Raw genomic sequence first — 24,267 nt, 5'->3', positions numbered from 1 at the left:
ATAGTCTGAAAGCAGGTAAGGCCGGAACTCGCATGCCAACTGCAACGAGTTTGAAGTCCAATGGGAAAGCGGGGGGAAGTCAACCGATGTGGGCTTATGAGAAGAAACTTCAATATCCCGTAAGAGTGAGCAAATGCGATCCGCTTATGGCCAAATTTCTGATGGAGCAATATGGCGGTGCCGATGGCGAGCTTGCTGCAGCGTTGCGTTACTTGAACCAGCGTTACACGATACCGGACAAAGTGATTGGACTTCTGACGGATATCGGGACAGAAGAATTCGCCCACTTGGAAATGATTGCGACGATGATCTATAAGCTGACAAAGGATGCGACTCCGGAGCAGCTGAAGGCGGCTGGGCTTGGCGCTCACTACGCGGCGCACGACAGCGCACTGTTCTACAACAACGCTGCGGGCGTACCATGGACGGCATCCTATATTCAGGCTAAAGGCGATCCCATTGCGGACCTTTATGAGGACATTGCTGCCGAGGAAAAAGCCAGGGCCACCTATCAGTGGCTGATCGACTTGACGGATGACGTAGACTTGCAGGACAGTCTCAAATTTCTACGGGAACGCGAGATTGTTCATTCGCTACGCTTTAGGGAAGCTGTGGAAATTTTGAAAGAGGAACAGGATCGGAAGATCTTTTTCTAAGTAAACCTACTGTTCGTGCTTCAACGACTAATAACTAACAAACTCGAGACCTTTCTCTTCGTCAAGTGTTACAGCCGCTAATAGACGGACTTTGCAACAAAGTATCGCAGAAACCCTGGAACTCCCTTGTTACAAGGGAATTCTGGGGTTTCTTGCATTATTGAAGTACGCAAGATAATGCATAAAAAAGCATTGATTTGGGGTTAATTTCGGGGCTAATTAGGGCTAATAAAATTCGTGGGTAGACGCAGTTAATGCATAAAGAAAAAAACACTCATCAAAAAAAGCTCAGCAATACACTTGACCATAAATTCAAGCTCGTTCTCATCGAGATTTCTCATTTTTTACGACTTCCTATTCGACGAGTTGGTTTTCGCGGAACCGACTGTCAAGAATCGACGACACCTTCATAATAGCAAAGTTGTCATCCGATTCTTATGGTATCCGGTGTTTTTTCTTACTCGATATTTATGTGAGGTTCAGTGAATAGTTCGAACTGCAGTATCTGGTAGCTGGAGAGTTGATTCTAAGCAATCATAATATAAGTTACCAGCATGCCTCTCCAGTCTTCATTAAACCGCCTTAAAACTGCTTCAGAGAGCTCGTACGTGATTGGCAAGAAAAAGGTTCCGATATATTCCCTTCTCGTGTGTAGCGAAGTTCAAATCGTCTTGCCGTGGCTGACGGACTTGAGGGGAGCTTTAATGGTGTCTTTGCGAAACTAGTCAAGGCGACATTTAAAAGCTGGAACCGGTTCGAATCCCTCCTGGGACGCCATTACGTTGCATAAGAATGAATTTGATAAATAGAGAAATCCCCGCGATCCCTTGATATTACTGGGGTCGCGGGGATTTTTGTTGTTTAGAGATTTTGCTGAGAATGCATAAGAATATCATAGGTTTTATAAATCCAGTACACAAAAGGTACACATTGCAATCTTGAGGGTTAGGACTCAACTAACTCGATATTATTAGCCGTTAAGCTTAAAGTAATCCACTTAAAAACCTTGATAATAATTAGATTGGGACAGGGACTCGAGGGGGATTGCCTCCTATAATATACAGAACATTACTACATAACTTACTCTCGAAAAAGAAGAAGCTACAATGCGCAACTCCCCCCTTCGACAATCATCTTAACGATGCAATAATAAAAACATCCCACAGATGCTCCAATTGCTGAAGAATGCACAGTTAAATGAAACGTTAACTCCACATTTTGCGTTGGAAAATCTGATAGCATGTAAATCCCTCATCTCAAAACCCTTATAATTTTGTCACCTTATTTACATCATGCCGCCCATTAGGTCACAAACAGTAACATTGTTAACGGTAGTTCACGAGAGCGCGTCAAATCAGCGTTTTCGTGAATTGTCGGAGTAACATCGTTAATAAAAGATAATGGTTTATCATAGGTGTGCGTTACTCTTTTGTTACCCATTTTATATAGAAACTACCTCAGTAATGCCTTGTAGATTTGGTCCATTGTAAGTTGGCTTACAAAGGACCTGTGGATATTTTAAAGACAGTCTCTATGCTTCCTCTAGATCCTCGTAATAATGCGGAAGGACGTCCCCCTCATTTGCCCCTTCTTCTTCACATCGTCTATTAAGCTCTTTGGAGAATGCAGTCATAGCATCCGCGGACTGCGTAAGCCACATCGCGTAATTCGACAGTAGAAAACGGTCGCTGATTCTATACACGACCTTGTCACTGTTGAACACATATTTCCCCATCAAGTAGTGCGTTAACTCCTCAGATTCGAACTCTCCCGGTGGATGCCCTTCTGTTTTTCGCCTAAAATACTCGCTTTTCAAGTCAACTATAGCTTGTTCAATCAACGTAAGATGGACGATAGGCAGCTTTTGCGTCCACACTCGGTCGAGCTTGTAGGTCGCGACATGGTTGGCGACTTGCTGCCGGGTGTCCGCTGATTCCTTCTGCAACGCTTGAACTCTAATCGCCGGGTGAGTAGGAGACCCTTCCACCTTCGCAATGATCTTCTTTTGGCCGGAGCGATGATAAGGAATGAAAATATGCTTAAGACAGCCTGGAGTGTTGTGCCTGGTTTCATCCAAGGGAGAAGTCGGCACAGTATTACCCTTTCCTTTATCTTCTTCCGAGCCGACGGTGGAATTACAATCGCTGCAAACCGGTACAAGATTAAACGGCTGGACCGAAAGCGTAGGAAAATGGCTTTTGGGAAAGTAATGATCCAATTGAGCCTTGCCCAAATCCATATTTCCGAGACACGCTGGGCATATTTTAGATACCAACCGATTTTCGGCTTCATATTCTTCTTTGAATCGGTGACGGTTGTTCATTGTTCCACCGGATGTTTTATGGCTAAAAAAGCGATCGTAAAAATCGCCGAATATTTTTTGACACGCAGCTTTCTCAACTTCATTTAACTTGGCAAAAATGCCATAGGATGCAAACGAGAAAGCGCTGCAGTCCAGGTTCTTCGCATAGTCCAAATCCAGCCGTATTGCAGCGATGATGTCGGCTCGTAAAGCAGGATTTTTAACGCCATTGATAAATTCTGTTACTCGATTAAAAATCCACTCGCCTTGAGGCAACAGAAGGCAGCAATCCTTCGACTTGGCGTAAAGCTTGATAAAGTTGGCTTTGTCTTTCGTCTTGCCGTCAGTTATCGGGTAAGTCTGGCAATGGTTGAAAATTTCTACCATCAACTCGGAAGCGATGCTCATTTCACCATGCAATGTCTTTGGAGGCTTAAGATCAATCAGCATCGAATGGTTCCCCTTCTTCTTCGGACTGCAAGCTCACGCGCAAATGCTCCAGCCTAAAACGGTCATAACCTGGCCCGACTTCGGCGATCAGCTTATTCAGATCAGCGATGCTTTTACTTTTAATCACTCGATTGATTCTTTGCCTTGCATAATTGCCCGTACGGTTCCGCTTGGTAAATAGCCGTGCGCTAATTTCAGCCCGATCGGCGGCGAACGTCGGCATATTGACCTGTTCAGCTTCTATGGTAACGCCGTTCTGCTCATTAAGCGACTTATGGAACACGTACGTTTGAGACCTCATCGCATCGGTAAGCAGAAGCGTGGAATGCGTCGCGATAAAATATTCATGGTTCATATAGCCGTCTATATATTCCGAACCATTGAATATCGGAACATTCCCAAATCGATAGAGTTCTTCAACAAATTTCATTATCCAGCTTTCGTTCAAGAATACGTCCGGCTCGTCGAACAGAAACAAGACATTGTCGATACTCTCCTGCTGCACAAGCAGTACGAGTCCCATGCGGCACAACCACAGCCATTCGCCATCGCTTAACTCGCCATCTTCAAGCACGTGGTCCGAGCCCCTGAGGGTATACTGCAGATGTGCATCTGCAATGTAGCCTGAACGGTAAGCTACCATCAGCATGTTCAAAAATTCCAACGGTGCCAGGTGCAAGTCATCAGGCGGGAACTTGTCAAAAAGCCCGTAGTCGTCGTCCGTTGCCTGCTCCTTCGATAGAGAAAAATAAAACGTCCGTTGAACACGCGGAGGCTGCCCGTCAGAGCTGTGGCGAATCGCAACACTAGATTCTTTCCATGTCGAGCCAAGCCATTGCCGAAACAGTGACAAGTATCGCGGCCATTTCTGCACGCTGCCAGACTGTCCTAGATGAAGCTTATCTATTTTCGACTCGTCAATCGTCAGCGAAAAACCGAGCGGATTGAAGCCAGGCACGCTATTCAGCAATTTACGGCGCTTGGCTAGATAAGTTTCCTTAAGCTGCGGACGATTCGGCACCGACGACACAAGTGCCAGTAAAATATAGATAGCGGAGCGGTTGTCAAAGTTCAGGAAATTCGGTTCATAAACGAACGAAGCGCCGAGACTTTCCAGATGATCGAGTATCGCCTCTTTTCCGTTATCCATTGCATCGTACATATCACTGTGCAGCGACTTTAACGCCGAATGGTACAGCACATCCTCAAGCTCATTATTCGGGCCTGAAGCAAACGATAATATTTTGTTTGGGTGCAACTCGGTTTGTTCGCTAAAGCGATAATCCCGTATGCCTGCCTTCCCCACCTTATTAAAATCGGTGTGTGTCCTAACCTGCAAACGGTAAGTCAATTTCTTTTTCTTCTGATTCGTTAAATAAACATAAACGCGCTCACCTTTGTTATCAAATATGCTGTAAATAAGCTCATATTCAAAGCCGGGCGATTCGTCGTGGACCGCTCTTGTAAAGATCAAGCCAATCGCTTCAATAAGCGAAGATTTGCCCGAACCGTTCTCGCCAATCAAAAATTTGATCGCTAGCTCGGAAAGAGAGCGATCGTTTTCAGCGAATGCCAGTTGGAAATTGCGAAGCTGCTTATAATGCCTGATCATTATTTTATGAATTTCCACGTTCGATCCCCCTCTTCCACCGGTTTCCATAGATCCAGAGCCTGCAACTGTCCACCTACTCTTTCATCCCAGTCAAAAAAACTATAAACAGGCTCTATAAGCCCGAGTCGATGAAATAGCTCAATCGTCTGCTTCACGCTTTGTATGCTGAATTGCTCGCGGAGCTTATCGGAGACCTTCATCTTCCGCCTGGCTTCATGAATCGCAAGTGGCTTCGAGGCATCCCTAATAGCCTCAAATAAGCTTCGTTGCTCTTGAGCCAAATGTTTAAGGAGTGGAGAATGCTTCTGCTTAAAAATTCTTTTGTACTGCCAATCTGTATCACTCATTTGATACAAGACAATCCCTTGAACGTGGACTGCCTCGATTTTCCCCTTCACAATCAATAATTGCAGCAAAGGCTGCAACCGATCAACGGGGACATTCAGAGCTCCCGCCAGTCCCGCATTGGTGAAGGGGTAGATCAGTTGCTCAGTCAGTTCGTCCCTATGCACCGGAAGCGTTCCCTTTTCACACATGAAAGACTCTGATCGTGAAATATGTTCCATTATCCCTTCGAGCAGTATCGATTTCTGCTTTTTCAGCTTGCCGCTTACGTTATTGGACAAAAGGTGCTGGTAAGCCGATACGTTCCAATTTTTCCGCATCATTTCTTCATAAGTAACTGTCGCTACACTCTCGGTAATGGCAGAAGCATTTCCCTTTACCATCTGAATATGGTTCCGCCAGCTGAACAGCATTTTTTTCCAATCCGACTCCTTGTTACGGGCCACGTCGTCGATGAAAACGTTCGGCGCCATTCCTTGTTCGGGCACCAAATTTTGCAACACGATCAGACAAGATGCCGAACTCTCGTTCTCATGTAATAAGCCAGGGGCCAACGTAATGACAGCATGAAGCGAATATCTAGAGAACAGCCAGCTCCGGTAGCCTTCATACTCCTCGCCTTTGAACGTCATCACATGCTCCGGTATGAGTGCAAACAGGAAGCCTCCGTCTCGAAGCTGAATGCAGGCATGTGTCAATAATAAAAGCTCTGCGCGATCCGTAAGAAACTCCAAATATTCTTTTAAAACGCCTGACAATTGTTCAGTCCCGCTAAATGGGCCATGCAGTACCACGAAATCGAACCGCTTGCTCGCGAGAGAGTTATAGTTACGGTTAGCCAGCACATTGCAAGCTAGAAAATGCGAATCAACGCCGTCCGGTTCCCGATCCCCCAACATAAACCGCATTAAGCTTATTCGGACCATTGCTGGCGATAAATCGCGTCCCACAACCGTCGTTAATGGAATTCGGGCAGCATCACGTAATTTATCCGACGCTCCCCATAAAAGAGCGCCCGTCCCGCAGCAAGGATCGTAAACTGTCATATCCTTGGCATACTCATGAATAAAAATGCCAGATACTTCAACCATCATATCGGAAATCGCGGACACGACCGCCTTCGGTGTCGGCAACAGCGTCGGATACGCGTCTTGACTCAATTGTTGCAGCAAATGCACGAAGCAATCCAACTCCAGCTTCGTTTTATCGTATCCCGTCCTACGAGTCATATGATTCAGTTCGATTTGAAAGGAATTAAGCTCCCAAATCACATCCTGACATTGAAAATGATCCAATGTAATGCTCTTAACGGCTTCCCCCATTATATATTCAAGGCTGTCCTTATTCCGGCTAGAAAGACCTCCGACTTCAAGCATAATCTCGTTCAGCGCTCTTTCCTTCAGCTCGATAAGGGTGCGCCAAGATAATTGCGAAGGTGATAACAGATCTCCTCTCCGGTCACTACGCCAGTGCAAGTACCAGAAATAGATGAGTTGATCCACGGCGTTTAACGTGTTTTTAGCCCCGCTCTTTAGTATCATTTTATAAATTTGGTCTATGCTTCGGAATAACAGTTCCAATCTATCGCCTCCATAAAATCACGCTATTCATAATAGTTCTAGGCCTTTATAACCATTTCCTCCTGGTCGGAGATAGCAACGGGAGTCTTTCCTGGCTTATTGCTGCGACTAAGCCTTCACCTTTGCAAACGGTTGAATTCCTCGACTGAGGACTGAGCAAAAGATCATTAAGTTTCACTTCGTTCAACCTTCACGATCACGACTTTGTATTCACCAAGACGACAGAAGCTAATTCGAGCTACCCTGAGTATCCCAGCAAGTCCATAACCGCAAGTCTCAACTCCTGAAATCAGTCTAGACTGAACTCGACGCCCAGCCAATACCACAAAGAACGTATATCTGCACGTAACCAAACCAACGAAAAAAGAAGCCTCCCACAAGTTCGGTGAACTCATGAGAAACCTCTAGTTTTCTGCCGATGTTACCCTTTAGTTAGCCTCAGGACACCTCGACACCTTAAAACCCTTATAAATCAAGGCTTTTCAGCCTATATTACATCATGCCGCCCATCTTTCATCCTCTTTCAATTTCTTTCATCCTCTTTCATTTTTCTTTTAAAAACTGGTTATTTAACTTCTTGACTTGCCGTTTGTTTCAGTTTCTTTCAGATTCAACCGGAATTTTCGTTATTTTTTTGTTATTTTCAGTGACATGTTGTTATTGTTATTTTTTAAACCCAAACGCATGGGATTATTAGAATAGAGCCGCAGGTGTTTTGTTATATTTGACATCCCTCATAGGACGCTCTTAAATTGCATGACATAGCCTGCAATAATTGTAATCGGATCACCTACGGGGAAACTGCCGTTCAGGCAATCTTCCCCTAGATCATTAAGCTAAAGATCTCCGAGGGAGCTTAAAGTGTAATCTAGAAAATTATCTATTCTGATCAGGCCATGAATCTCCTTCTCTGCGGCATACCCAATCATAATGCATACCAGAGTCAAAGGGATCAGTTGCCATTTTTACGTCATTTTTCACGATTTCAAGCCCTTCAAGATTAATTTGATCTGTCAGATATACAAGTACATCATGAATCCCGCCATCTCGAGCCGATTGGGCAATCAGTGCTACTACCTCTTTTTGTTCTGTCGTCAATTCACTCAAAACTTTATTGATCTTCTCGTTTTCAACGGTTTTCGGCCAGCCATTACCCGTTATCCAGCGTGGTAATACACATGGGCGTAGTTCTACTAAATCATCAATGAATTCCTTATAAAGTTCTAATGCTTGCTTCTCCATCTGTTTCCCCCATTATAGAATTCTTTATAGGTTTTGTTTCTCCAAAGATTGAACTAAAGTCTCCCTTTAGTTTAATGAAGCATCGTCATTCAAATATTTTATTTTCACGGTCTACAACTTATACAACCATGAAGCTTGTGCGCGAACGCAAAACGGTCGGGAAGTACCTGGATCAGTTATAAACAAAATAAAAGGCCGCACTCTTAGCGAGACCTTCGTCAGCAATTTGATTGCTAATTCCCGACAAACTGTTTAAACACTACATCCGTTCTCAAGATTTACTTTTTAAATAATCAAACCATTCTTCTATGTCCTTATGGTTCTCACTCGCACTTATATTACTTTCTTCTGTCAGTACATATGCCTTGCTTAAAAATCTCGCTACCATCCTACAGTAATTGTTTAGGTCTGTCATCAAATCCTTATCATTCCTGGAACTATTATTAACCTCGTATAAAAGTACACCTTCATGGACATATCCTCCTCTAAGTCCCGTCATTCGATAAATGATGTCCTTCCGATCCTTCAATCTTAAATCTTCAAGATCACCTAATCTGGCTAATCTTCTTTTTAATTTCGCCGATTTCAATTCTTCATTTTGCTGTAATAAAACACATTCCGTCGCAATATTAAGCAACAGTATTCTGTCAGCCTCCATATCAAAAAAACGATTGTTGTTTTTTGTATAGATAGCCCTAACAAAAAAGCGAATCCCCCTCAGAAAACGCTCCGACAACTCATTGTGTTTGAAATTGATATGATTCAATCTCATTAATTGGCCAAAGCGTTCTTTCATCACATCATCATTTAGCCAGTCCAATTCGAACTTACATGAATAATCAAATTGTATTGGCCTATGCCCCCACCTCGAACCATTGATGTTTTGGATAACCAAATGCTGATTTATATGTCTCTTTTTATGAAGGTTCAATACATTGAATCTTGAAGCGGTGAATTTAGGGAAAATATGCCCCCAGTATAGTACGTTAAGAAAATTCACTGCATAAAATGCAATGCTTTCAGCGCTCCGTTGAACAATCTGCTGTTGATGGGTTGTCTTTAACATGAGTAAAGGATCATGTAAAAAATCTGGTGATCTTGAATTTTCAGTATGCTCAGTACGAGTTGTCAGTTCTTTAGAATCAATACCTACAAGATGACTAATTTCATTAATTTTGTCCGCTCTATCTCCAGCTATCACAAACGCACTTTTATTAATTTCAATACTTTTACCCAACTCGGCATCGATTAAAGGTATCATGATCCAATCGTCAGAAACATTAATCTTCAGGTTTCGATATAGAAGGTCCATTAGATCGGAGAATACCTCGATATGATTAACATCATTACTTTGTATGTTAAATTGTTGGAATATAAACGGTAGAAAGTCTGCCGATAGTTCGTAATCCATAATTTCTTTGAATCTCTCTTCTTCAGTGAGCGAATAAACAAATTTCCAAGTCGCTTCATCATCAAGCCAATTATTCCACTCATTGCGTTGTTTGTTTAGCTGAACAAGATCGCAATATGATTCCATTAAACTCACGACCATCTCGCCCCTTACTTTTATTGGCTAAACTACATAGCCGAAGTATAAGTATTAGACTGAACCTTAATGAAAAAATGCAGCCGTCATGGACTAGATAATAAAGTCCTAGACAGCTGTTGTTGTTGAACTAACGTCTCCCGATAGTTCAATACCTTGGCGTATAAATGCGTATCGGTATCAATTACGAAGTCAGGCCGGACACTCTCCTGATGCGATAAAGGCACCCGCTCATATTGAAAAAGCCTGCAAAAGATATCAGTAAAATCCCGTATGCTGGCACATTGCTCTTTGGCTATTCTGTACCTATCCCTTAATTCCGCACTTGAACATGTCTTGCCAGAAATAAGTACATTCTCGAAAAAACCATCAATTTCGACTATCACATAATCACTGCCGGTTGCTAACCAGCCTCTGAACTCAAAAGTGTGGATGGCCTTTGCTTTTGTTTAACTATCGTTCTCCGTTAGCTCAATCAGCTCTTTCGGGATTATACTCGTCCTCAACTACTGGAATATATGGTGACAGTAAATTATCCGATTCATGAGTTAAAATGCCGCGAGCTAACTTCCATACAACGAACCTGTTGTTATCTTCTGCATCTTCATCATCATGTACGTATAATAACCCATATGAGCCAGGTATGTTCTCAGACACCCAACGAAATATATCGAGCACATAATTTGAACGATGATTATGTAATCCAGTGATTGTCCAAGAATCCAGACCGTTTCTTCGTGTGATATTTGACAATCCTTCGGTATCTACATCTTTCAAATAATTAATAAAATCACTGTAAGACTTATCCTGAAAGGTTTCATTTGTGTCATGAGTGTGGTACCTCAATACAACCCAACCATGAAACTCAAACATGATTTTCCTCCCTTAAAGTTTGAGCTATCGTTCTCCGTTAGTTCAATTTCCTAGTTCTTTAGGGAACCGACCCAAACGTCCCCGACTTTAACACTGTACTTTTTATCTATACCACCATCTGTAAGACGAATTTCTTCAACTTTGTGAGCCTTCGCTTTAATAGCATCAGACTCATCAAAGCTCATCCAACCGCGGCAAATATTATCAACAAGGTCGCTCTCAGTATACACATCACAATCAATATGTAGTCGCCAATCTAATCTTTGTAACTTTTCTTTCAGGTAAGGGTATTTGTGAAACGGGAACTGCCTATCTTGAGTTCCAATATCGAAAGTTCGGTCATAAAAATGAAGGCAATCTTTATAAGCAGTTACCACTTGCGAATTTATAAAGTGAGGCTCGTATATCCATAACTTGAGATAAAAGCTCTCATCTAAACGGGTGAACTTTTCAAGCCAACTTTGATAAACCTCCAACATTGCTTCAAGGAGAAGCTGATTATACCACCGTGGAGGATTCTTACGAGGGATAGCGTAAAAAGGATGAATCCAAAGCTTAGCATAATCCCTTTGATATCGAGACAGATGTCTTATGTCTAAATTAATTACTCGTTGCTTCCACATTTCAATTTTTCGGACATGTCTTCTCCAGCCTCTAATCTTCTTTTTCTTACTTAGGTACAATAACAGCCCTCCTTAAAACCATCTCTAAAAAGTATATCAGAAACGGTTAGATATTACGTTAATCTGCTCGTTACTTCAACAAGTAACGGCAACCGGTCGTGTGGCCGGTTGCCGTAGGTGTCTTGGTGCTATCGTTCCCCTTTTGTTTAATCGACCGACGCTCTTGCTTTTTACAATCCCTAAAAGTACTCAATAAAATATCCTTCCGTGGTCCAACTATCTTCAAGTTTTATGTACATGTCATCTATTGTTTGTTTTGATTGCCCGAATCTTCTCATCAATTCTTCCCTGTATTGGCTCATTGACTTACCTTCATATATCGAATCAGTTGCACAGAACTCATCCGACATATAGATACAGTAATTGGTATCGAAATAAGAGCAAAGTTCTTTGCAAACATTTCTTAATATCGATTGCGTCTCCATATCCATTAAAAAAGAACGCCACCTAATATAAGAAGAGAGCTCAAGGATATGTATGTTAAATTTCATTTCAAGAATTGAATCGGGTCCACTTAACTCTAATCTGTCTTCACTGATGAGTTCTTCCCAAACGTTCGAATACTTGTATCTCTTCTGTAATTTAGTCTCCTCTACTTTTCTTTTCAAGTCCTTTACCCAACTGGTCATTTGTTTTCCGAAGGAGATAGGTATGTCTAATTCCCGAATCCACTCCCACTGGTCATTTTCATGGTTTGTTAATTTATGAATGGTTGGAAATAGGTCTGATCGAGAAATCAAATCTTCTAGAAACTTTTCGAGGCTATTTTTATTCCGAATATTATGTTCTATTACCGCTGAAAAATTCGCTCCCATATTTCCCTCCTTTATTTAAGGGTCGAACAAGTACACTTTCTTACCTTTGTATTTTAACACATATTGGAATTAAACTGCCCATTACTTCAACGATCAACGGTAGCCGATCGCGTGGTCGGCTACCGTCATGTTGCGACGCTATTAATGAGCCCCCGTAGACCCTCATCCTATATTATTTTCAGGTAGTTCTTCTTCTATTGGATCTCTAACTAAATGCCGGAATTCTTGTTTACAAACGTCAAATAACTTATAATTTTCTCTAGCCTGATTTAATGAAATATGGTTAGCGCCAATATTTTTATCAGGTAGCTCATGTGCAATTAGATCGTATTGCCAGAAGCAAACATCACAGATATCTACAATAACTTCATCTTCACTATCTACAGTATAAAAATCGCAACAGGGACATTGTTGCCTCTTCATTTATAGCCTCCTAACAACAAGTCTTAGCCTTTTTTCAATATACCACATATTGTAACTATCCTGCCTGTTACCTCAACGAATAACGGCAACCGATCGCGTGGCCGGCTGCCGTTGTGTCGAAGTGCTATCGCTTTCCGTTAGACCCGATTTCCGATTTCTTCGTAATACTCTAGATCGCTTTCACCTATCCATTCCGCATCGATCCAGAGGGGAAGACATAGTAACTTTTCAAGCTCCTCAACTTGCTTCTGTATACCATGATTGAACAAAGCAAATCGCACCTCTTTTGGCGTTACCTGTATATCAAGTGTCTGAATAAATGACCAAATATCCATTTCCTTGTCGTCTATGCCGTAATTTCCGTAAGATTTAATATGCTGATTGACCAACGTACCCTTTAAGTATACTCCTATGGATAGGATATCGTCGTCGAAATACGATACTGCCAGCACGGGATCATGCAAATCCAGAGATAAGGAAAGTGCATACTCCTCCACCGTACCCCAAGAAAACTCGGAATGCAAAAAGCTTACCCAACCATTAAATTCACCGACATATACTTTGGAGTTTAAACTGTATGTATCCAGGGCGGCTTTATCAAGACTTACGTATAGATCAATTATGTCAACTTCCGAATCATAATAAGCCTTTTCATCAGTCTTTTGTACAAAACGCTGTTCGAGCATCTCCATCGTTGCCGCAGGGTAGAACTGCAGGTCAGCACCGGCAGCTTCATTTTCGTCATTTATTCAACTATTGTCTCCCGTTAGGATATCAGGGTGAAACTACACGGTATACTATCACTGATATCTTAGAGGTACCGAGGATTATGCGCACATCGTTGTTATCGGTGATTTGAGTAAGATTAAGACTGAAAAGAGGCTGACATAAATGCAGGCAGCCTATTGCATAATTTGAACTATCGTGTCCCGTTAGTTCAACCGATCAATGTCGACAGAGCGTAGTTATCACGGTGACAACGCCTGTTTATATAATGCACAAAACGACAGTGGTGACCGTCGATCGATCTTCCCGGAGCATATAGCATAAAACGCCGTATTCCTGGCGTCTCAATCATTCCAGGAAGCGCAATGGGTCGATGGCATGTAGCACACACATCATTCCATATTCTGAACCCGATGGCACAAAAGGACGTAATTTATGTGCTCTCATTACTTCATCTCTTTAATTTCATTATTTTTCTCGCTTCCGTTCACTATGCTGACTTATAGTTTAACGAATTCCACACTGTACTTATTGAAGATGGCCTCGTATTTATTTTCGAATATAGCCCATCTCTTTTCTGTTCCGTACTTTTCCTGCAAAGCCTTCAAATAATGTTTAGCCGCTGCTAAATCATTGGATCGCAATAGCAAATGAAAGCTCTCTTCGCCCAGATGTAAAAATGGACCTGAAGTGTAATAATCAACAATCGATCTGGCACTGGTCATAGTATTATAGAAATGAATAACATCTTCTAATCCACCTAGCAGCGTTTTTCTTAAATCATCCATATTCGTATCGGGTGTGATTACAAATCGATCTGGAGCAGACTCGGCAATTTCCCCAATTCTTGCTCTGAAGTGACACTCCGCTTCTTGAGGTGTTGTCAGAATCGCTCTCGATTGTATCTGTGCCAACTCCGCTGCATAAATACCGCAGTTCACATAAAACATGACATTATCCGCTGAATTGCCAGAGGATTTTTGGAAATTGAACATGTAGATGAGGTTTTCTGTTACCTTACTGAAATTTAAACTCTTCTTTGCGAAGCCATGCTTGGAAAGGAACGGCTTTACGTCCTGCTTAATCAAGTCGTTAAAGAGCTGCTGCAACATGATCCCTCCTAGAAAATTGCTATCCTTATGCCGTTTGAATAATCACACAAATGCAGACGACTCGAAAATCAGTTTTTTTCCAGACTTACGACTTTCGCGACCGACTCAATCGGGTTTAATCTTTCTCAGTTTGATTGAAGACAGGACATCATCGTTCAATGCTGCAGGCAAATCAGAGTTAGAACCTAACCAAAAGTCACCATAGCGCTCCATGATCAGCACGTCCCCGCACCGGTAAAAGGTATGAGTAGGCCCTTCTTCTTTGGGACTAATATAGTACCCATTTAACCACACTGCTTCAATCGACTTATCAAACAACATCTGTATATGGTCTACTTTTCCTTCTATCAGATAAAGATGTTTGCAGCCAAAAACAACCTCCTGTAAACAAAAACTTTTCAGAAAATGATATAAAGAGTCATTTACAATGGTATATCCCTCTGCATTGTCATCCCAAAGCAAGTGCTCGTCACAGTAGACAGGAGAATCGTTGTTGCCTGCCTCCACTTGGCAAGTCCAGTTTGCTTGATTTTCTTCAAGAAACGTGACCTTCTCCTGATCCTTCTTCAGTCGCTCCACCGAATAAAGACAATCCTGCTGTTGAAATATCTCTGGAGAGTTCTCGAGGTGGTCGTCCGAACCATCTTTCCAGCGTCCTGCAAACGCATATAATTCATACAACGCATTTGGCAGATACGTTGGAATCTCGTCCACTGGCACACCGAAGGAACTGTCATACCTTCCGTACCAGCTGATTAGAAAACCCTTCAGATCGTCCAGTTGATCTGTATCTTTCAGCAGCATTGTAATTCCTCCTGTCTAACTTTTCATTACACAACCGAACTCAAAATGTAGTACTTTCAAAAAGTTAACGTTTTGGAGATAGAAAATGTTCCAAATTCTAGCTCGTTTATTGCACTATTCTGCCCGTTAGGATATCGGGGTGAAACTCCACGGTATACTATCACTGATATCTTAGAGGTAACGAGGATTATGCGCACATCGTTTTTATCGGTGATTTGAGTGAGGTTAAGGCTGAAAAGAGGCTGCCCTAAAACCGTTAACACAATGAAGCTGCCAATCTGCGCCGGCAGCTTCATCCTGGTCGTTTATTCAGCTATCGTTCTCCGATAGCTTAATGCATAATCGAGGAAATTAGCTATTTTGATCCGGCCATGAATCTCCTTCTCTGCGGCATACCCAATCATAATGCATACCCGAGTCGAAGGGATCCGTTTCCATTTTTACGTCATTTTTCACGATTTCAAGCCCTTCAAGATTGATTTGATCTGTCAGATATACAAGAACATCATGAATCCCGCCATCTCGAGCCGATTGGGCGATCAGTGCTATTACCTCTTTTTGTTCCGTCGTCAATTCACTCAAAACTTTAGATTTTCCAAAGATTGAACTAAAGTTCCCGTTAGCTTAATGCTCATGTCTTCTTTACAGGACAAAATATTTTTACTTCATTTCGTTCATCATCTGATTCTATTATTGTCTTCTCATCGTATCTTTCAAAATAATAAGAAACATCATCATGGGTGTAGCCATTTTCATTCATCCACTTAGTCGTGTAATCATAAGCGGTTACCGTTTTGCTAGCTGGTCCCCTATAATGAGTCTTTGAATAAGTACGTGGCAATAGATGGATATGAATCATTCCATGTGGTAAGTTTTCGAGTGGATCTACTTCATAACAGCAATAAAAGTCTACTGTGCCAGTGCTTCCTTTGTAGTTTGGAGGAGATATACCGTAGGTCACATTTGGGTTTTTTATGTTTTTAATTTCATTACGTCTTCTTATCAATTCTTCAAAAGCACGTCCAATGCTTTCCCCTAGATTTGACATATGAGCACTCGCCCTTACCCCAACATATGTAGAGATACTGCTAGTTTGAACGATTTCAATTTCCATTGAATCCACTCCCCAATTTTTTTGTCCTTTTCTTATTCGATTTATATCCAAAATCCCCCTTTCTTTGCTGTTAGAATGATATATTTAATATTCACCTCTACTGCCAAATAGCTTAACGAGGCTATCGTTCCCGTTAGTTGAATGACGAATTATAATTTCCACTTAAACCAACGACCGTGTCCGTCTGTTTCTGCCAATGTTAGACTGTATTCATCCCCATTAACGTAATAATCAAGATGAAGGTCTAGGTCCCACATATTGTTATAGAGATGAAACACTTCCCGTTCCTTACCTAAGAATTGAATTTGTTCACTCAATTTCTTCTTAGCATCGACCGGTATCTGGTTTGCCACATGGGTATGAAAAATACATATTGTTGACTCATGAGAAACGGTTGGGACTATATCAGGGAGAATAGATACGCCATCTCCTTCAATTAGCTCTATAGGCTGGCTTTTTAAGCAATGAGCAGCTTTTTCAAAATATGAATTACGCTCCTTATGTTCAGGCCAAATCAATGCTTTTAGCCAAAGGTAATCTTCAGAATCATTTAGGTTATTTACGTGTAAATCCAAACCGATTCTGCGTATTACAGGTGGACTATGCTCAAACAATTTTGGGAGGTTATCTCCTTTAATTTCTGCACTTATTTCTAAAGTTGATTGTTCAGATCCGTACTTTTGATTGGATTTATAAGAGTAGGTGTATTTATCCCACAAGAGTTGTAAGCCCGCACTTGTTCCTATTTCTATAAGGGTTAATGGTTTCTTTGTTATTCTATAAATATGACAAAAGCTGGGGTACAAATATGCGCATCGTCTAACTTCGTTAGTTTGGACAAGTTTGTTTTCTAAAAGTTGAACGATCTCATTTTCGTTCTGCATACAAAAATCCTTGAAACAATTTATTGCTCCTGAAGATTCCTTTGGTTCATCTACTATGCTGGCATAATACGCTGTCAACTCATGATCTATCCCACTTAAAAGCAAATAATGAACTGCCCCAAGTAAGAGGTTAGGTACAGGCTGTCCTGGTTTCGAATGTGCAGCCAGTTTAAGTAAGTCCAAGTCATTTGCAATGTTCCCTGCAAGATGTTCATAAAGACTGCTTGAGTCTTTACATTCCCTTTCTGCAAAAATCCTAAAACGTTCAGATAGCACATTGATATCCAATACAGCCACCACCTTTTCCAGATAGTGGTATAGTACCATAAATCTTCGATAAATAATACTTTGTTATTACTATCGCATTGATAGTTTTTTTTATCACAAAACAATTATTAATGATGAGTAACATTAGTATCCTGCCCTTAAGCTTAATGTAAAATGGGGCAGCTGCCGAATCACAATTAAGTCAGTAATCCTCGTCGAGCATGATATGATTTACAAACTAATATCGCCCTAGTGGGATGAATCCCCATTTGTTGAAGTACATGCTTCGAAAATCTTGAGTTTTCAAAGGTGTTAGTTGCTTTATCTTCACGCAGGATTGCATTTTCGGGTACGCCTAGTTCTATTCCAATATCACGAAGAAATTCCCATTCTGTAGTTTCCAGATTCAGTGTAGAGACACCTGAAGGCAATATATAAGGTGCAACTCCCTCCATGCCGGCGGCGTTTTCGACGCTGGGGGCCATGAATAGCGTCGCTTTAATATGGTGCATTAAGCTGCGTATTAAAGCTGAACGTAAGCATCAAGCTACGCCGAAACGGAAATAGAATAGTTGCGTAGTATGTGGTAATATGTAGAAAAATAGTAGATTCGAGGAGTGTTTGAACTTGAGAAGAGTTAGAAACATCTCAATAGGATTCCTTATTGGGGCATTGCTATTGATCGGAGCAACAACAGGCTACGCAGCAGTCAAACAGTATCTATTGACCGAGGCCTCATATCCAATTTATGTGGACGGCGTTGCTTATTCTGACAAGGAAAGACCCATATTAAATTATGGCGGTAACACTTACGTACCTTTGGCAAAATTAGGGGATATTACAGGCGTGAACTACACTTGGAACGATTCGTTAAAAAGGGTTGAAATAGCGACAGGATCATCCAAAAGCGTTACGACTAGCTCAAAACTGGGTAACGAAACAGCAAAACTCAGCGTAACAACAGCGGCAATCAAACAGTATCTATTGACCGAGGCCTCATATCCAATTTATGTGGACGGCGTTGCTTACTCTGACAAGGAAAGACCCATATTAAATTATGGCGGTAACACATACGTACCTTTGGCAAAATTAGGGGATATCACAGGCGTGAACTACACCTGGAACGAATCATTAAAACGGGTTGAAATAGCGACAGGCTCAACCAAGGGCGGTACGACTAGCCCAAAACCGGGTAATGAAACAGCAAAACTCAGCGTAACAGAAGGAAAAGGGAATTATGCTGGATATAAACAGTTGAAAGGATATCCCGATTCCAGTAAGTATGCAATCTATTTCAAAGGAAACGCTAATTCCTTCCATGTAACAACAGAAGATTTAAGAGGAATCAATCTAAATGAAATGGTGACATGGACACATAACGGTAAAACCTACAAAACGTCCAAGAAAGACTTACATGCATTCTTTGTGGATTCGGTTGGTTTAATTAAATATTTAGGGTATACGGATTATACGTTTACGGAACAGTGGTACCTTGATACGTTTGGAAAGGTTTTTACCGAATGGCAAGAAGGCTATGCACATGAGAATGAGGCAGTTGGTTGGGTTGAGGCGTACTTCGAACAAACTACCCCGTCCGCTGGTAGTAATATAACCCTAACACCAGATGCAGTAGTAGTGGTAGAAGAGAATACATTAAATAAGCCCACTATAGGAGAGGGATTTGGATCAAATTATCCAATTCACCCCACCCCATCAAATGAATTCTACGCAACTTGGATAAGCGATGATTATTTATATGAAGAATATTCAATTTCGGTAGCTCGCATTGATGGTATTAACTTCTATAAGGATGGAAAAGAAATTTATTTAATAGAAAATGTCCCAAACGAGTTAGAGGAAGATAAGATTTATTCAGGTAATGATGTAAGATATCAATATAAACCTAGTAATGTTAATGGGAACCTATATTTTAATCGTGCTGATTTAAAGAAACTAGGATTTATTGAATAACTAATGTCAAACTGAACCTCTTTACAGGGGTTCTTTTTTTGTGGTGATTTTTCTTCATGAATTATACTTAAATCTTGATTCTTTACCAAATGCCAACCTTCTCATTTATCGCCCAAAATATAGCGTTAGTTTAATATCGGGGTGAAACTCCACGGTATACTATCACTGATATCTTAGAGGTACCGAGGAATTCGCCCACTTGGAAATGATTGCAACGATGATCTATAAGCTGACAAAGGATGCGACTCCGGAGCAACTGAAGGCGGCTGGGCTTGGCGCTCACTACGCGGCGCACGACAGCGCACTGTTCTACAACAACGCTGCGGGCGTACCATGGACGGCATCCTATATTCAGGCTAAAGGCGATCCCATTGCGGACCTCTATGAGGACATTGCTGCCGAGGAAAAAGCCAGGGCCACCTATCAGTGGCTGATCGACTTGACGGATGACGTAGACTTGCAGGACAGCCTCAAATTTTTACGGGAACGCGAAATTGTTCATTCGCTAAGGTTTAGGGAAGCTGTGGAAATTTTGAAGGAGGAGCGGGATCGGAAAATCTTTTTCTAAGGCAACCTAATATTTGCGTTCACGACTAATAAATAACAAACAGTAAGGACAGTATGGCGTCCTCCTGGGACGCCATTACGTTATATAAGAAAGTTTTTGAAAAATTCGAAAATCCCCACGAGCCCTTGATATTACTGGATTCGCGTTTTTTTATATTTCGTTTTAAAACCTTTAAACTAAAGTCTCCCGTTAGCGTAATAAATTTCTTCAAGTATCCTACATAAATTAACAGATCACCAATTTCTCGTTAAATCCTTGATTTTTTAATCGCTATTTTCACAGCCTCCGCTAAATCACCAGGGTTAACTTTTTTGCCTAATACAATCCCTTTTTGATGCTGATACCCTTTGTAGGGGATTTTGTCGGTCGGTGTAATCTCATAACCTATATCATCATCCCAAGAACAACTGATAAGCTTCATATTTCGAACAGCATTATACCATCCTTTAATATTTAAATATTGATCGATTGGTGTAGTATTTAATAATTCATCTGGATTTCTGGTGTAACATTGATTAAATGTTAATAGTAACAACTCTTCAAGAGCATCACTTGTGTATGGAGACTTCAGATCATTTACAATGTTAATTTCAACTGCTCCTCCTTTTTTTTTGATGATCCTGTTGGAATCATATACAAGACATCGTGCTTGCTTACATAGATACTGACCATCTTATACCTGTGTTTTTTTAAGAGGTTCAAAAGTTTTATCAAAATCATTATCCTTTCGCTTTTACATATAACAGCTATATTTCGCGGTTTATAGTTCAACCCCTTCTAATATCTCCAAGCTATCCTGCCTAGCCTAATAAAAGAAGGGGCATCTGCCGTGGCAAGCTGCTCCCCTAATCGTTTATTTAGTGTTCGCCGTTAGCGTAACCTTGAACATACTTAATATACTGTTTTACTTTCCTCCAACATGAAACACACCAATTACGGTTTCACCATCAACGTCATACAGCGGAATATCGCGACCTCCTGGTGATCTACTTTTCTGTATCGCAATGGCTTCCTCGGGTGTTTTGGGTTGCTCACCGTCCAAGTCTTTTTTCATCACATATCCCTCAATGCCATCCACACCCATGGCACTGATTAAATCAGGTCTCGTTTCTTCGGAAGTAGCATCTGCGTCAGAACCGTAAGTCTGTCCATTTTCATTTTCAGGATAGAAGTCTAAACTCTTAGCGCCGGCAATATGAATGGAGCCAATTATGGTTTTCCCTTCTACATCATATAGAGGGACATCAGTTCCACCTTTTAAATAATCGCTTTTCAACACATATCCTGCAAGGCCATCCACACTTCCACTATGTATTAAATCGGGTAACATTTTATCGGGAGTGGTATCTCCAGCAGAACCATATGTCTGTCCACTTTCATTTAGAGAATAGGTTTGCGGACTAACGCTACTTTGAGCAGTTGCACTTTTTGCATATAAATTCTGGTATGCTACTGCACCACCCACTCCGACAGAAACGAAAACCACAGCACCAATCAATAATTTTAAGCCTCTAGAGTAGTCCATTTTCTTTGTTCACTCCCTAAAAGGTTCTCACACATATCCCACCATATTTTACCACACATCCTTAATACGCAAATACTAAAGAGTTTGTTGCGTTAAACAGCCAGTTGCTTGGCTTTAACCGGTCTGCATGATTGATTGAGCTAGCGTCTCCTGATAGCTTAACGATACCTCATCAAGGTCTCTTCTTTGCAAGGAACAACACAACTGCTTGTGGCTTTACAAGGTTGCCCCCATATCGTTCAATAACTTCTCTAATCTCACCAAATAATTCATTTCGAACGTCTTCTGGAACTAGCCTATGCCGAGAATTCGTATTTAGCAAGGAAATATATTCACTGGCTGTAAAGTGGTGATCCCAAGTATACTGCTTAACTTCCAGATCCTTAAACAGTCCGTCCATTAATGTTAATTTTGACCTGTCCTTAATAATCTGTTCCAGCGACGGGTTTTGAGTATCATCGAGTTGCGGATCATACTTTCTGTAAATTTCACGAATCTCATTGTAAGGCTCAATGTATGAAGGAACATGAACAGTCCAAAAAAAGCCGATTGTCCCTTGATCTCTAAGCAGATCGAAAACTTTTCTATATCCAAATTCTTGGGGCTGAACGAAATGAAACGCTGTACCCGAAATCGCCAAATTGAATTTTTCATTTTCATGATTCCAGGTCTCAAACTGGGAATTTATTATTTTGACACCTTGTTTATTTCTAAATTTTTGCCGGGTAAGTTCCGCCAGATTCTCGCCTAACTCAATGGCGGTAATATTGGAATACCCCAAATTAACAAACCCTGTAGGTGCTAGACCAGTCCCGCAGCCAATTTCAAGTATCTCATTATTCGCTTTTAATTCTGCGAACTCCAAAATATCTCTAAAAAGTTGTTCTGGATAAGGTGGTCTGTACTTGTCATATTCGTTTGCAATTTCATTAAAGGTGTTTTTTCGTTCCATTCCTTAACCTCCCTTATAAAAATGAGAATAAAAAAAATCCCGTCCCCATAAAGGGACGAGAGTTAGACTCCGTGTTACCACCCAAGTTCATCAATGCTTTGCATCGATCTTTTTTCGGGTACGACTTTCAAAAAGCAGTTTATACCCTAGCACTATAACGGGTGCGCCCGTCACATCCTACTCCCAAGCGGTTTCGAAGTGCAGCTCAGAGACCATTTTCATTGAGCTAATCTTTACCCCCTTTCAGCGAACAGGGGCTCTCTGGAAAAGATTATGTCCAAGTACTCTCTCTCATCAGTGCCTTTAATAGGAATATATTGGAATTAGGTTGATTTTAACATCAATTAGCTTGTTACACAACGATTTTATCCAGATCCGTCATAATTCAACTATCGTTCGCCGTTACCTCAACAATAGAACATCATCAATCAAACTTGCTTATCATTAGATTCAATCACAATTAGATTCTTAAGAGAACGATCAGTCTTATTTAGAACCTTTAGGCAACCCATCCTGCGGCTTTTTCCGAGACCACAGGACAACCGGTATAAGAAGCAAGGAAAGAACTCCCCCGGCCAGGGAAAGGGTCGAATAGTTTGACTGAGCTACCACCATGCCGGACAAAGCTCCTCCTGATGCCCCGGCAAGTGCGATCAGAACATCCACGGTTCCTTGAGTCTTTGCACGTATTTGCGGAGAAGTGGCATCGACGATCGCTGCTGTTCCGCTAATTAAGCCGAAGTTCCAACCCAAACCAAGGAGTGCAAGCGCAAGAATGAGCAGCACCATGGAGTCGCCCGGCGCAAAGGCTGCTAATAAGCCAGCCAAAAGCAAGGTTACGCCGGAAGCATAGGACATTGGCATTCGTCCGTACTTATCTACAAGATATCCTGTGAGCAGCGAAGGCAGATACATGGCTGCAACATGGATGCCGATCACGAGACCGACCTCTCCTAGTCCGTGTCCGTGATGTTTCATGTGCACGGGAGTCATCGTCATGATGGCGATCATGACGATTTGGGTTAACACCATTACCGAAGCCCCGACTATGATCCCCCTTTTATTGATGCCGGCTTCCAGTGCATGCAATGGTTTCGTGCTGTCTTGGCTGTCTTTTAATTGTTGTGCTTCTGCAATGGCTTTAGCCACGATTAGAGGATCGGGCCGTAAGAAAATAAGCAGAACCAAGCCTGCTAAAAGATAAGCGACCGTTGCCAACATGAATGGACCAGACAATGCTGGAGCGCCTATAGAAGTGGCGACACTCCCGGTAATATTCACAAAGTTAGGGCCGGCAACTGCTCCAAAAGTCGTAAACATCATAGCAGCGCTGATCGCTTTGGCCCGCTTTGTCGGGGGCGCTATATCCGTTCCGGCGTATCTTGCCTGTAAGTTGGTAGCCGTACCTGCGCCATAAACCAGCAGCGACACAAAAAGCAGCGCTACATGGTTAAGAACGGCTGCAAGGACGACTCCTGCTGCGCCGAGTCCGCCTGTCAAGAAACCCGCGGCGAGTCCCACACGACGCCCCAATCGTTGGGACAGGCGGCCAACGATCAGCGCCGCGGCGGCAGAACCTAAAGTAAACAACGCCGCCGGAACTCCGGCATAGCTATCCGTTCCGAGCATGTCCTGAGCGAGCAGGGCCCCCACCGTAATCCCCGCAGCCAATCCCGCCCCGCCAAAAACTTGTGAAGCGATTACGATGGCCATCGTTCTTCTATATAACTTATGTTGTTTTTCTGGGGATTCAATATAGATGCTAAGTGACTCTCCCCTGCCTGCTATTTTTTCTTTGCTCAATGCCGTTTGCATCG

General features: G+C 41.9%; 22 protein-coding genes, 1 pseudogene and 1 other annotated feature. Of the genes and pseudogenes, 3 read left to right on the top strand and 20 right to left on the bottom strand.

Going from position 1 to position 24,267, the window contains the following annotated elements; genetic code table 11:
- Positions 1-86: 86 nt before the first annotated feature.
- Entirely contained in the window at positions 87-656 is a 570-nt protein-coding gene (locus H7F31_RS18815; protein ID WP_187100038.1) for a manganese catalase family protein, read from the top strand.
- A gap of 1,531 nt (positions 657-2,187) precedes the next feature.
- Here H7F31_RS18815 and H7F31_RS18810 read toward each other — a convergent pair.
- The 16 genes from H7F31_RS18810 to H7F31_RS18735 all read right to left on the bottom strand — a co-directional run bounded on the left by H7F31_RS18810 (position 2,188) and on the right by H7F31_RS18735 (position 17,889).
- Positions 2,188-3,408, bottom strand: a complete 1,221-nt coding sequence (locus H7F31_RS18810; RefSeq protein ID WP_187100037.1) for a hypothetical protein — start codon at positions 3,406-3,408, stop codon at positions 2,188-2,190.
- Complete coding sequence (locus H7F31_RS18805) at positions 3,398-5,038, bottom strand: ATP-binding protein (protein WP_187100036.1); 1,641 nt, start codon at positions 5,036-5,038, stop codon at positions 3,398-3,400. The genes H7F31_RS18810 and H7F31_RS18805 overlap by 11 nt, the downstream gene beginning before the upstream one ends.
- Positions 5,020-6,594: an HsdM family class I SAM-dependent methyltransferase gene (locus H7F31_RS18800; protein ID WP_261800535.1), complete on the bottom strand. Its 1,575-nt coding sequence runs from the start codon at positions 6,592-6,594 to the stop codon at positions 5,020-5,022. Before H7F31_RS18800 ends, H7F31_RS18805 begins: the two co-directional genes overlap by 19 nt.
- 1,227 nt (positions 6,595-7,821) lie before the next feature.
- On the bottom strand, positions 7,822-8,187 hold the full coding sequence (locus tag H7F31_RS18795; protein WP_187100034.1) for a DUF6547 family protein: 366 nt from the start codon (positions 8,185-8,187) through the stop codon (positions 7,822-7,824).
- 271 nt (positions 8,188-8,458) lie between these two features.
- Positions 8,459-9,733 carry a HEPN domain-containing protein gene (locus H7F31_RS18790; RefSeq protein WP_187100033.1) on the bottom strand — a complete coding sequence of 425 codons (1,275 nt, stop codon included), beginning with the start codon at positions 9,731-9,733 and terminating at the stop codon, positions 8,459-8,461.
- Positions 9,734-10,204: 471 nt separating this feature from the next.
- Entirely contained in the window at positions 10,205-10,606 is a 402-nt protein-coding gene (locus tag H7F31_RS18785; protein ID WP_108994936.1) for an Imm7 family immunity protein, read from the bottom strand.
- Positions 10,607-10,656: 50 nt separating this feature from the next.
- Complete coding sequence (locus tag H7F31_RS18780; protein ID WP_261800049.1) at positions 10,657-11,289, bottom strand: hypothetical protein; 633 nt, start codon at positions 11,287-11,289, stop codon at positions 10,657-10,659.
- Between the two features lie 179 nt (positions 11,290-11,468).
- A complete protein-coding gene (locus H7F31_RS18775) occupies positions 11,469-12,104 on the bottom strand; it encodes a hypothetical protein (protein WP_187100032.1) in 636 nt (211 codons plus the stop codon).
- 162 nt (positions 12,105-12,266) lie between these two features.
- Positions 12,267-12,527: a CPCC family cysteine-rich protein gene (locus H7F31_RS18770; protein WP_187100031.1), complete on the bottom strand. Its 261-nt coding sequence runs from the start codon at positions 12,525-12,527 to the stop codon at positions 12,267-12,269.
- A 137-nt stretch (positions 12,528-12,664) separates the two neighbouring features.
- Positions 12,665-13,219 (bottom strand): hypothetical protein, encoded by a 555-nt coding sequence (locus tag H7F31_RS18765; RefSeq protein WP_187100030.1) that lies wholly within the window; start codon positions 13,217-13,219, stop codon positions 12,665-12,667.
- Positions 13,220-13,753: 534 nt separating this feature from the next.
- Positions 13,754-14,365 (bottom strand): DUF4304 domain-containing protein, encoded by a 612-nt coding sequence (locus H7F31_RS18760; RefSeq protein ID WP_187100029.1) that lies wholly within the window; start codon positions 14,363-14,365, stop codon positions 13,754-13,756.
- 105 nt (positions 14,366-14,470) lie between these two features.
- Positions 14,471-15,169 (bottom strand): hypothetical protein, encoded by a 699-nt coding sequence (locus H7F31_RS18755; RefSeq protein WP_187100028.1) that lies wholly within the window; start codon positions 15,167-15,169, stop codon positions 14,471-14,473.
- Positions 15,170-15,520: 351 nt separating this feature from the next.
- On the bottom strand, positions 15,521-15,751 hold the full coding sequence (locus H7F31_RS18750; protein ID WP_187100027.1) for a DUF6547 family protein: 231 nt from the start codon (positions 15,749-15,751) through the stop codon (positions 15,521-15,523).
- Positions 15,752-15,800: 49 nt separating this feature from the next.
- Positions 15,801-16,283: a GyrI-like domain-containing protein gene (locus tag H7F31_RS18745; RefSeq protein WP_187100026.1), complete on the bottom strand. Its 483-nt coding sequence runs from the start codon at positions 16,281-16,283 to the stop codon at positions 15,801-15,803.
- 149 nt (positions 16,284-16,432) lie between these two features.
- Positions 16,433-17,494 carry a DUF2332 domain-containing protein gene (locus H7F31_RS18740; protein WP_187100025.1) on the bottom strand — a complete coding sequence of 354 codons (1,062 nt, stop codon included), beginning with the start codon at positions 17,492-17,494 and terminating at the stop codon, positions 16,433-16,435.
- A 137-nt stretch (positions 17,495-17,631) separates the two neighbouring features.
- Complete coding sequence (locus H7F31_RS18735; protein ID WP_261800533.1) at positions 17,632-17,889, bottom strand: YdcF family protein; 258 nt, start codon at positions 17,887-17,889, stop codon at positions 17,632-17,634.
- A gap of 172 nt (positions 17,890-18,061) precedes the next feature.
- Here H7F31_RS18735 and H7F31_RS18730 point away from each other — a divergent pair, with 172 nt between their 5' ends.
- Together H7F31_RS18730 and H7F31_RS18725 are read left to right on the top strand one after the other, a co-directional pair.
- The gene (locus H7F31_RS18730; protein WP_187100023.1) at positions 18,062-19,405 is read left to right on the top strand and encodes a stalk domain-containing protein; all 1,344 of its coding nucleotides are present in this window, start codon (positions 18,062-18,064) and stop codon (positions 19,403-19,405) included.
- Positions 19,406-19,583: 178 nt separating this feature from the next.
- Positions 19,584-19,973: pseudogene (locus tag H7F31_RS18725) on the top strand (manganese catalase family protein); the annotation flags it as partial.
- Between the two features lie 247 nt (positions 19,974-20,220).
- Here the strand turns inward: H7F31_RS18725 and H7F31_RS18720 are convergent.
- The 4 genes from H7F31_RS18720 to H7F31_RS18705 all read right to left on the bottom strand — a co-directional run bounded on the left by H7F31_RS18720 (position 20,221) and on the right by H7F31_RS18705 (position 24,265).
- Positions 20,221-20,508 (bottom strand): hypothetical protein, encoded by a 288-nt coding sequence (locus H7F31_RS18720; protein ID WP_187100022.1) that lies wholly within the window; start codon positions 20,506-20,508, stop codon positions 20,221-20,223.
- 369 nt (positions 20,509-20,877) lie between these two features.
- On the bottom strand, positions 20,878-21,498 hold the full coding sequence (locus H7F31_RS18715; RefSeq protein WP_187100021.1) for a hypothetical protein: 621 nt from the start codon (positions 21,496-21,498) through the stop codon (positions 20,878-20,880).
- A 172-nt stretch (positions 21,499-21,670) separates the two neighbouring features.
- On the bottom strand, positions 21,671-22,450 hold the full coding sequence (locus tag H7F31_RS18710; RefSeq protein WP_187100020.1) for a methyltransferase domain-containing protein: 780 nt from the start codon (positions 22,448-22,450) through the stop codon (positions 21,671-21,673).
- Positions 22,451-22,498: 48 nt separating this feature from the next.
- Positions 22,499-22,757: a binding site (T-box leader), on the bottom strand.
- A 179-nt stretch (positions 22,758-22,936) separates the two neighbouring features.
- A complete protein-coding gene (locus tag H7F31_RS18705) occupies positions 22,937-24,265 on the bottom strand; it encodes an MFS transporter (protein WP_187100019.1) in 1,329 nt (442 codons plus the stop codon).
- Between the last annotated feature and the right edge of the window lie 2 nt (positions 24,266-24,267).

This window comes from Paenibacillus sp. PAMC21692, from assembly GCF_014303795.1.
In the GTDB taxonomy this organism is placed as follows: Bacteria; Bacillota; Bacilli; order Paenibacillales; family Paenibacillaceae; genus Pristimantibacillus; species Pristimantibacillus agaridevorans.
The sequence above is the reverse complement of the archived record's forward strand: the minus strand, read 5'-3'. Positions and strand labels throughout refer to the sequence as shown.

Bases quoted from the DNA above. Each gene is read 5' to 3' on its own strand.
- H7F31_RS18815 (WP_187100038.1), top strand. From the start codon at position 87: ATGTGGGCTTATGAGAAGAAACTTCAATATCCCGTAAGAGTGAGCAAA.
- H7F31_RS18810 (WP_187100037.1), bottom strand. From the start codon at position 3,408: ATGCTGATTGATCTTAAGCCTCCAAAGACATTGCATGGTGAAATGAGC.
- H7F31_RS18800 (WP_261800535.1), bottom strand. From the start codon at position 6,594: ATGACTCGTAGGACGGGATACGATAAAACGAAGCTGGAGTTGGATTGC.
- H7F31_RS18795 (WP_187100034.1), bottom strand. From the start codon at position 8,187: ATGGAGAAGCAAGCATTAGAACTTTATAAGGAATTCATTGATGATTTA.
- H7F31_RS18785 (WP_108994936.1), bottom strand. From the start codon at position 10,606: ATGTTTGAGTTTCATGGTTGGGTTGTATTGAGGTACCACACTCATGAC.
- H7F31_RS18775 (WP_187100032.1), bottom strand. From the start codon at position 12,104: ATGGGAGCGAATTTTTCAGCGGTAATAGAACATAATATTCGGAATAAA.
- H7F31_RS18770 (WP_187100031.1), bottom strand. From the start codon at position 12,527: ATGAAGAGGCAACAATGTCCCTGTTGCGATTTTTATACTGTAGATAGT.
- H7F31_RS18765 (WP_187100030.1), bottom strand. From the start codon at position 13,219: ATGGAGATGCTCGAACAGCGTTTTGTACAAAAGACTGATGAAAAGGCT.
- H7F31_RS18760 (WP_187100029.1), bottom strand. From the start codon at position 14,365: ATGTTGCAGCAGCTCTTTAACGACTTGATTAAGCAGGACGTAAAGCCG.
- H7F31_RS18755 (WP_187100028.1), bottom strand. From the start codon at position 15,169: ATGCTGCTGAAAGATACAGATCAACTGGACGATCTGAAGGGTTTTCTA.
- H7F31_RS18745 (WP_187100026.1), bottom strand. From the start codon at position 16,283: ATGGAAATTGAAATCGTTCAAACTAGCAGTATCTCTACATATGTTGGG.
- H7F31_RS18740 (WP_187100025.1), bottom strand. From the start codon at position 17,494: ATGGTACTATACCACTATCTGGAAAAGGTGGTGGCTGTATTGGATATC.
- H7F31_RS18735 (WP_261800533.1), bottom strand. From the start codon at position 17,889: ATGGAGGGAGTTGCACCTTATATATTGCCTTCAGGTGTCTCTACACTG.
- H7F31_RS18715 (WP_187100021.1), bottom strand. From the start codon at position 21,498: ATGGACTACTCTAGAGGCTTAAAATTATTGATTGGTGCTGTGGTTTTC.
- H7F31_RS18710 (WP_187100020.1), bottom strand. From the start codon at position 22,450: ATGGAACGAAAAAACACCTTTAATGAAATTGCAAACGAATATGACAAG.
- H7F31_RS18705 (WP_187100019.1), bottom strand. From the start codon at position 24,265: ATGCAAACGGCATTGAGCAAAGAAAAAATAGCAGGCAGGGGAGAGTCA.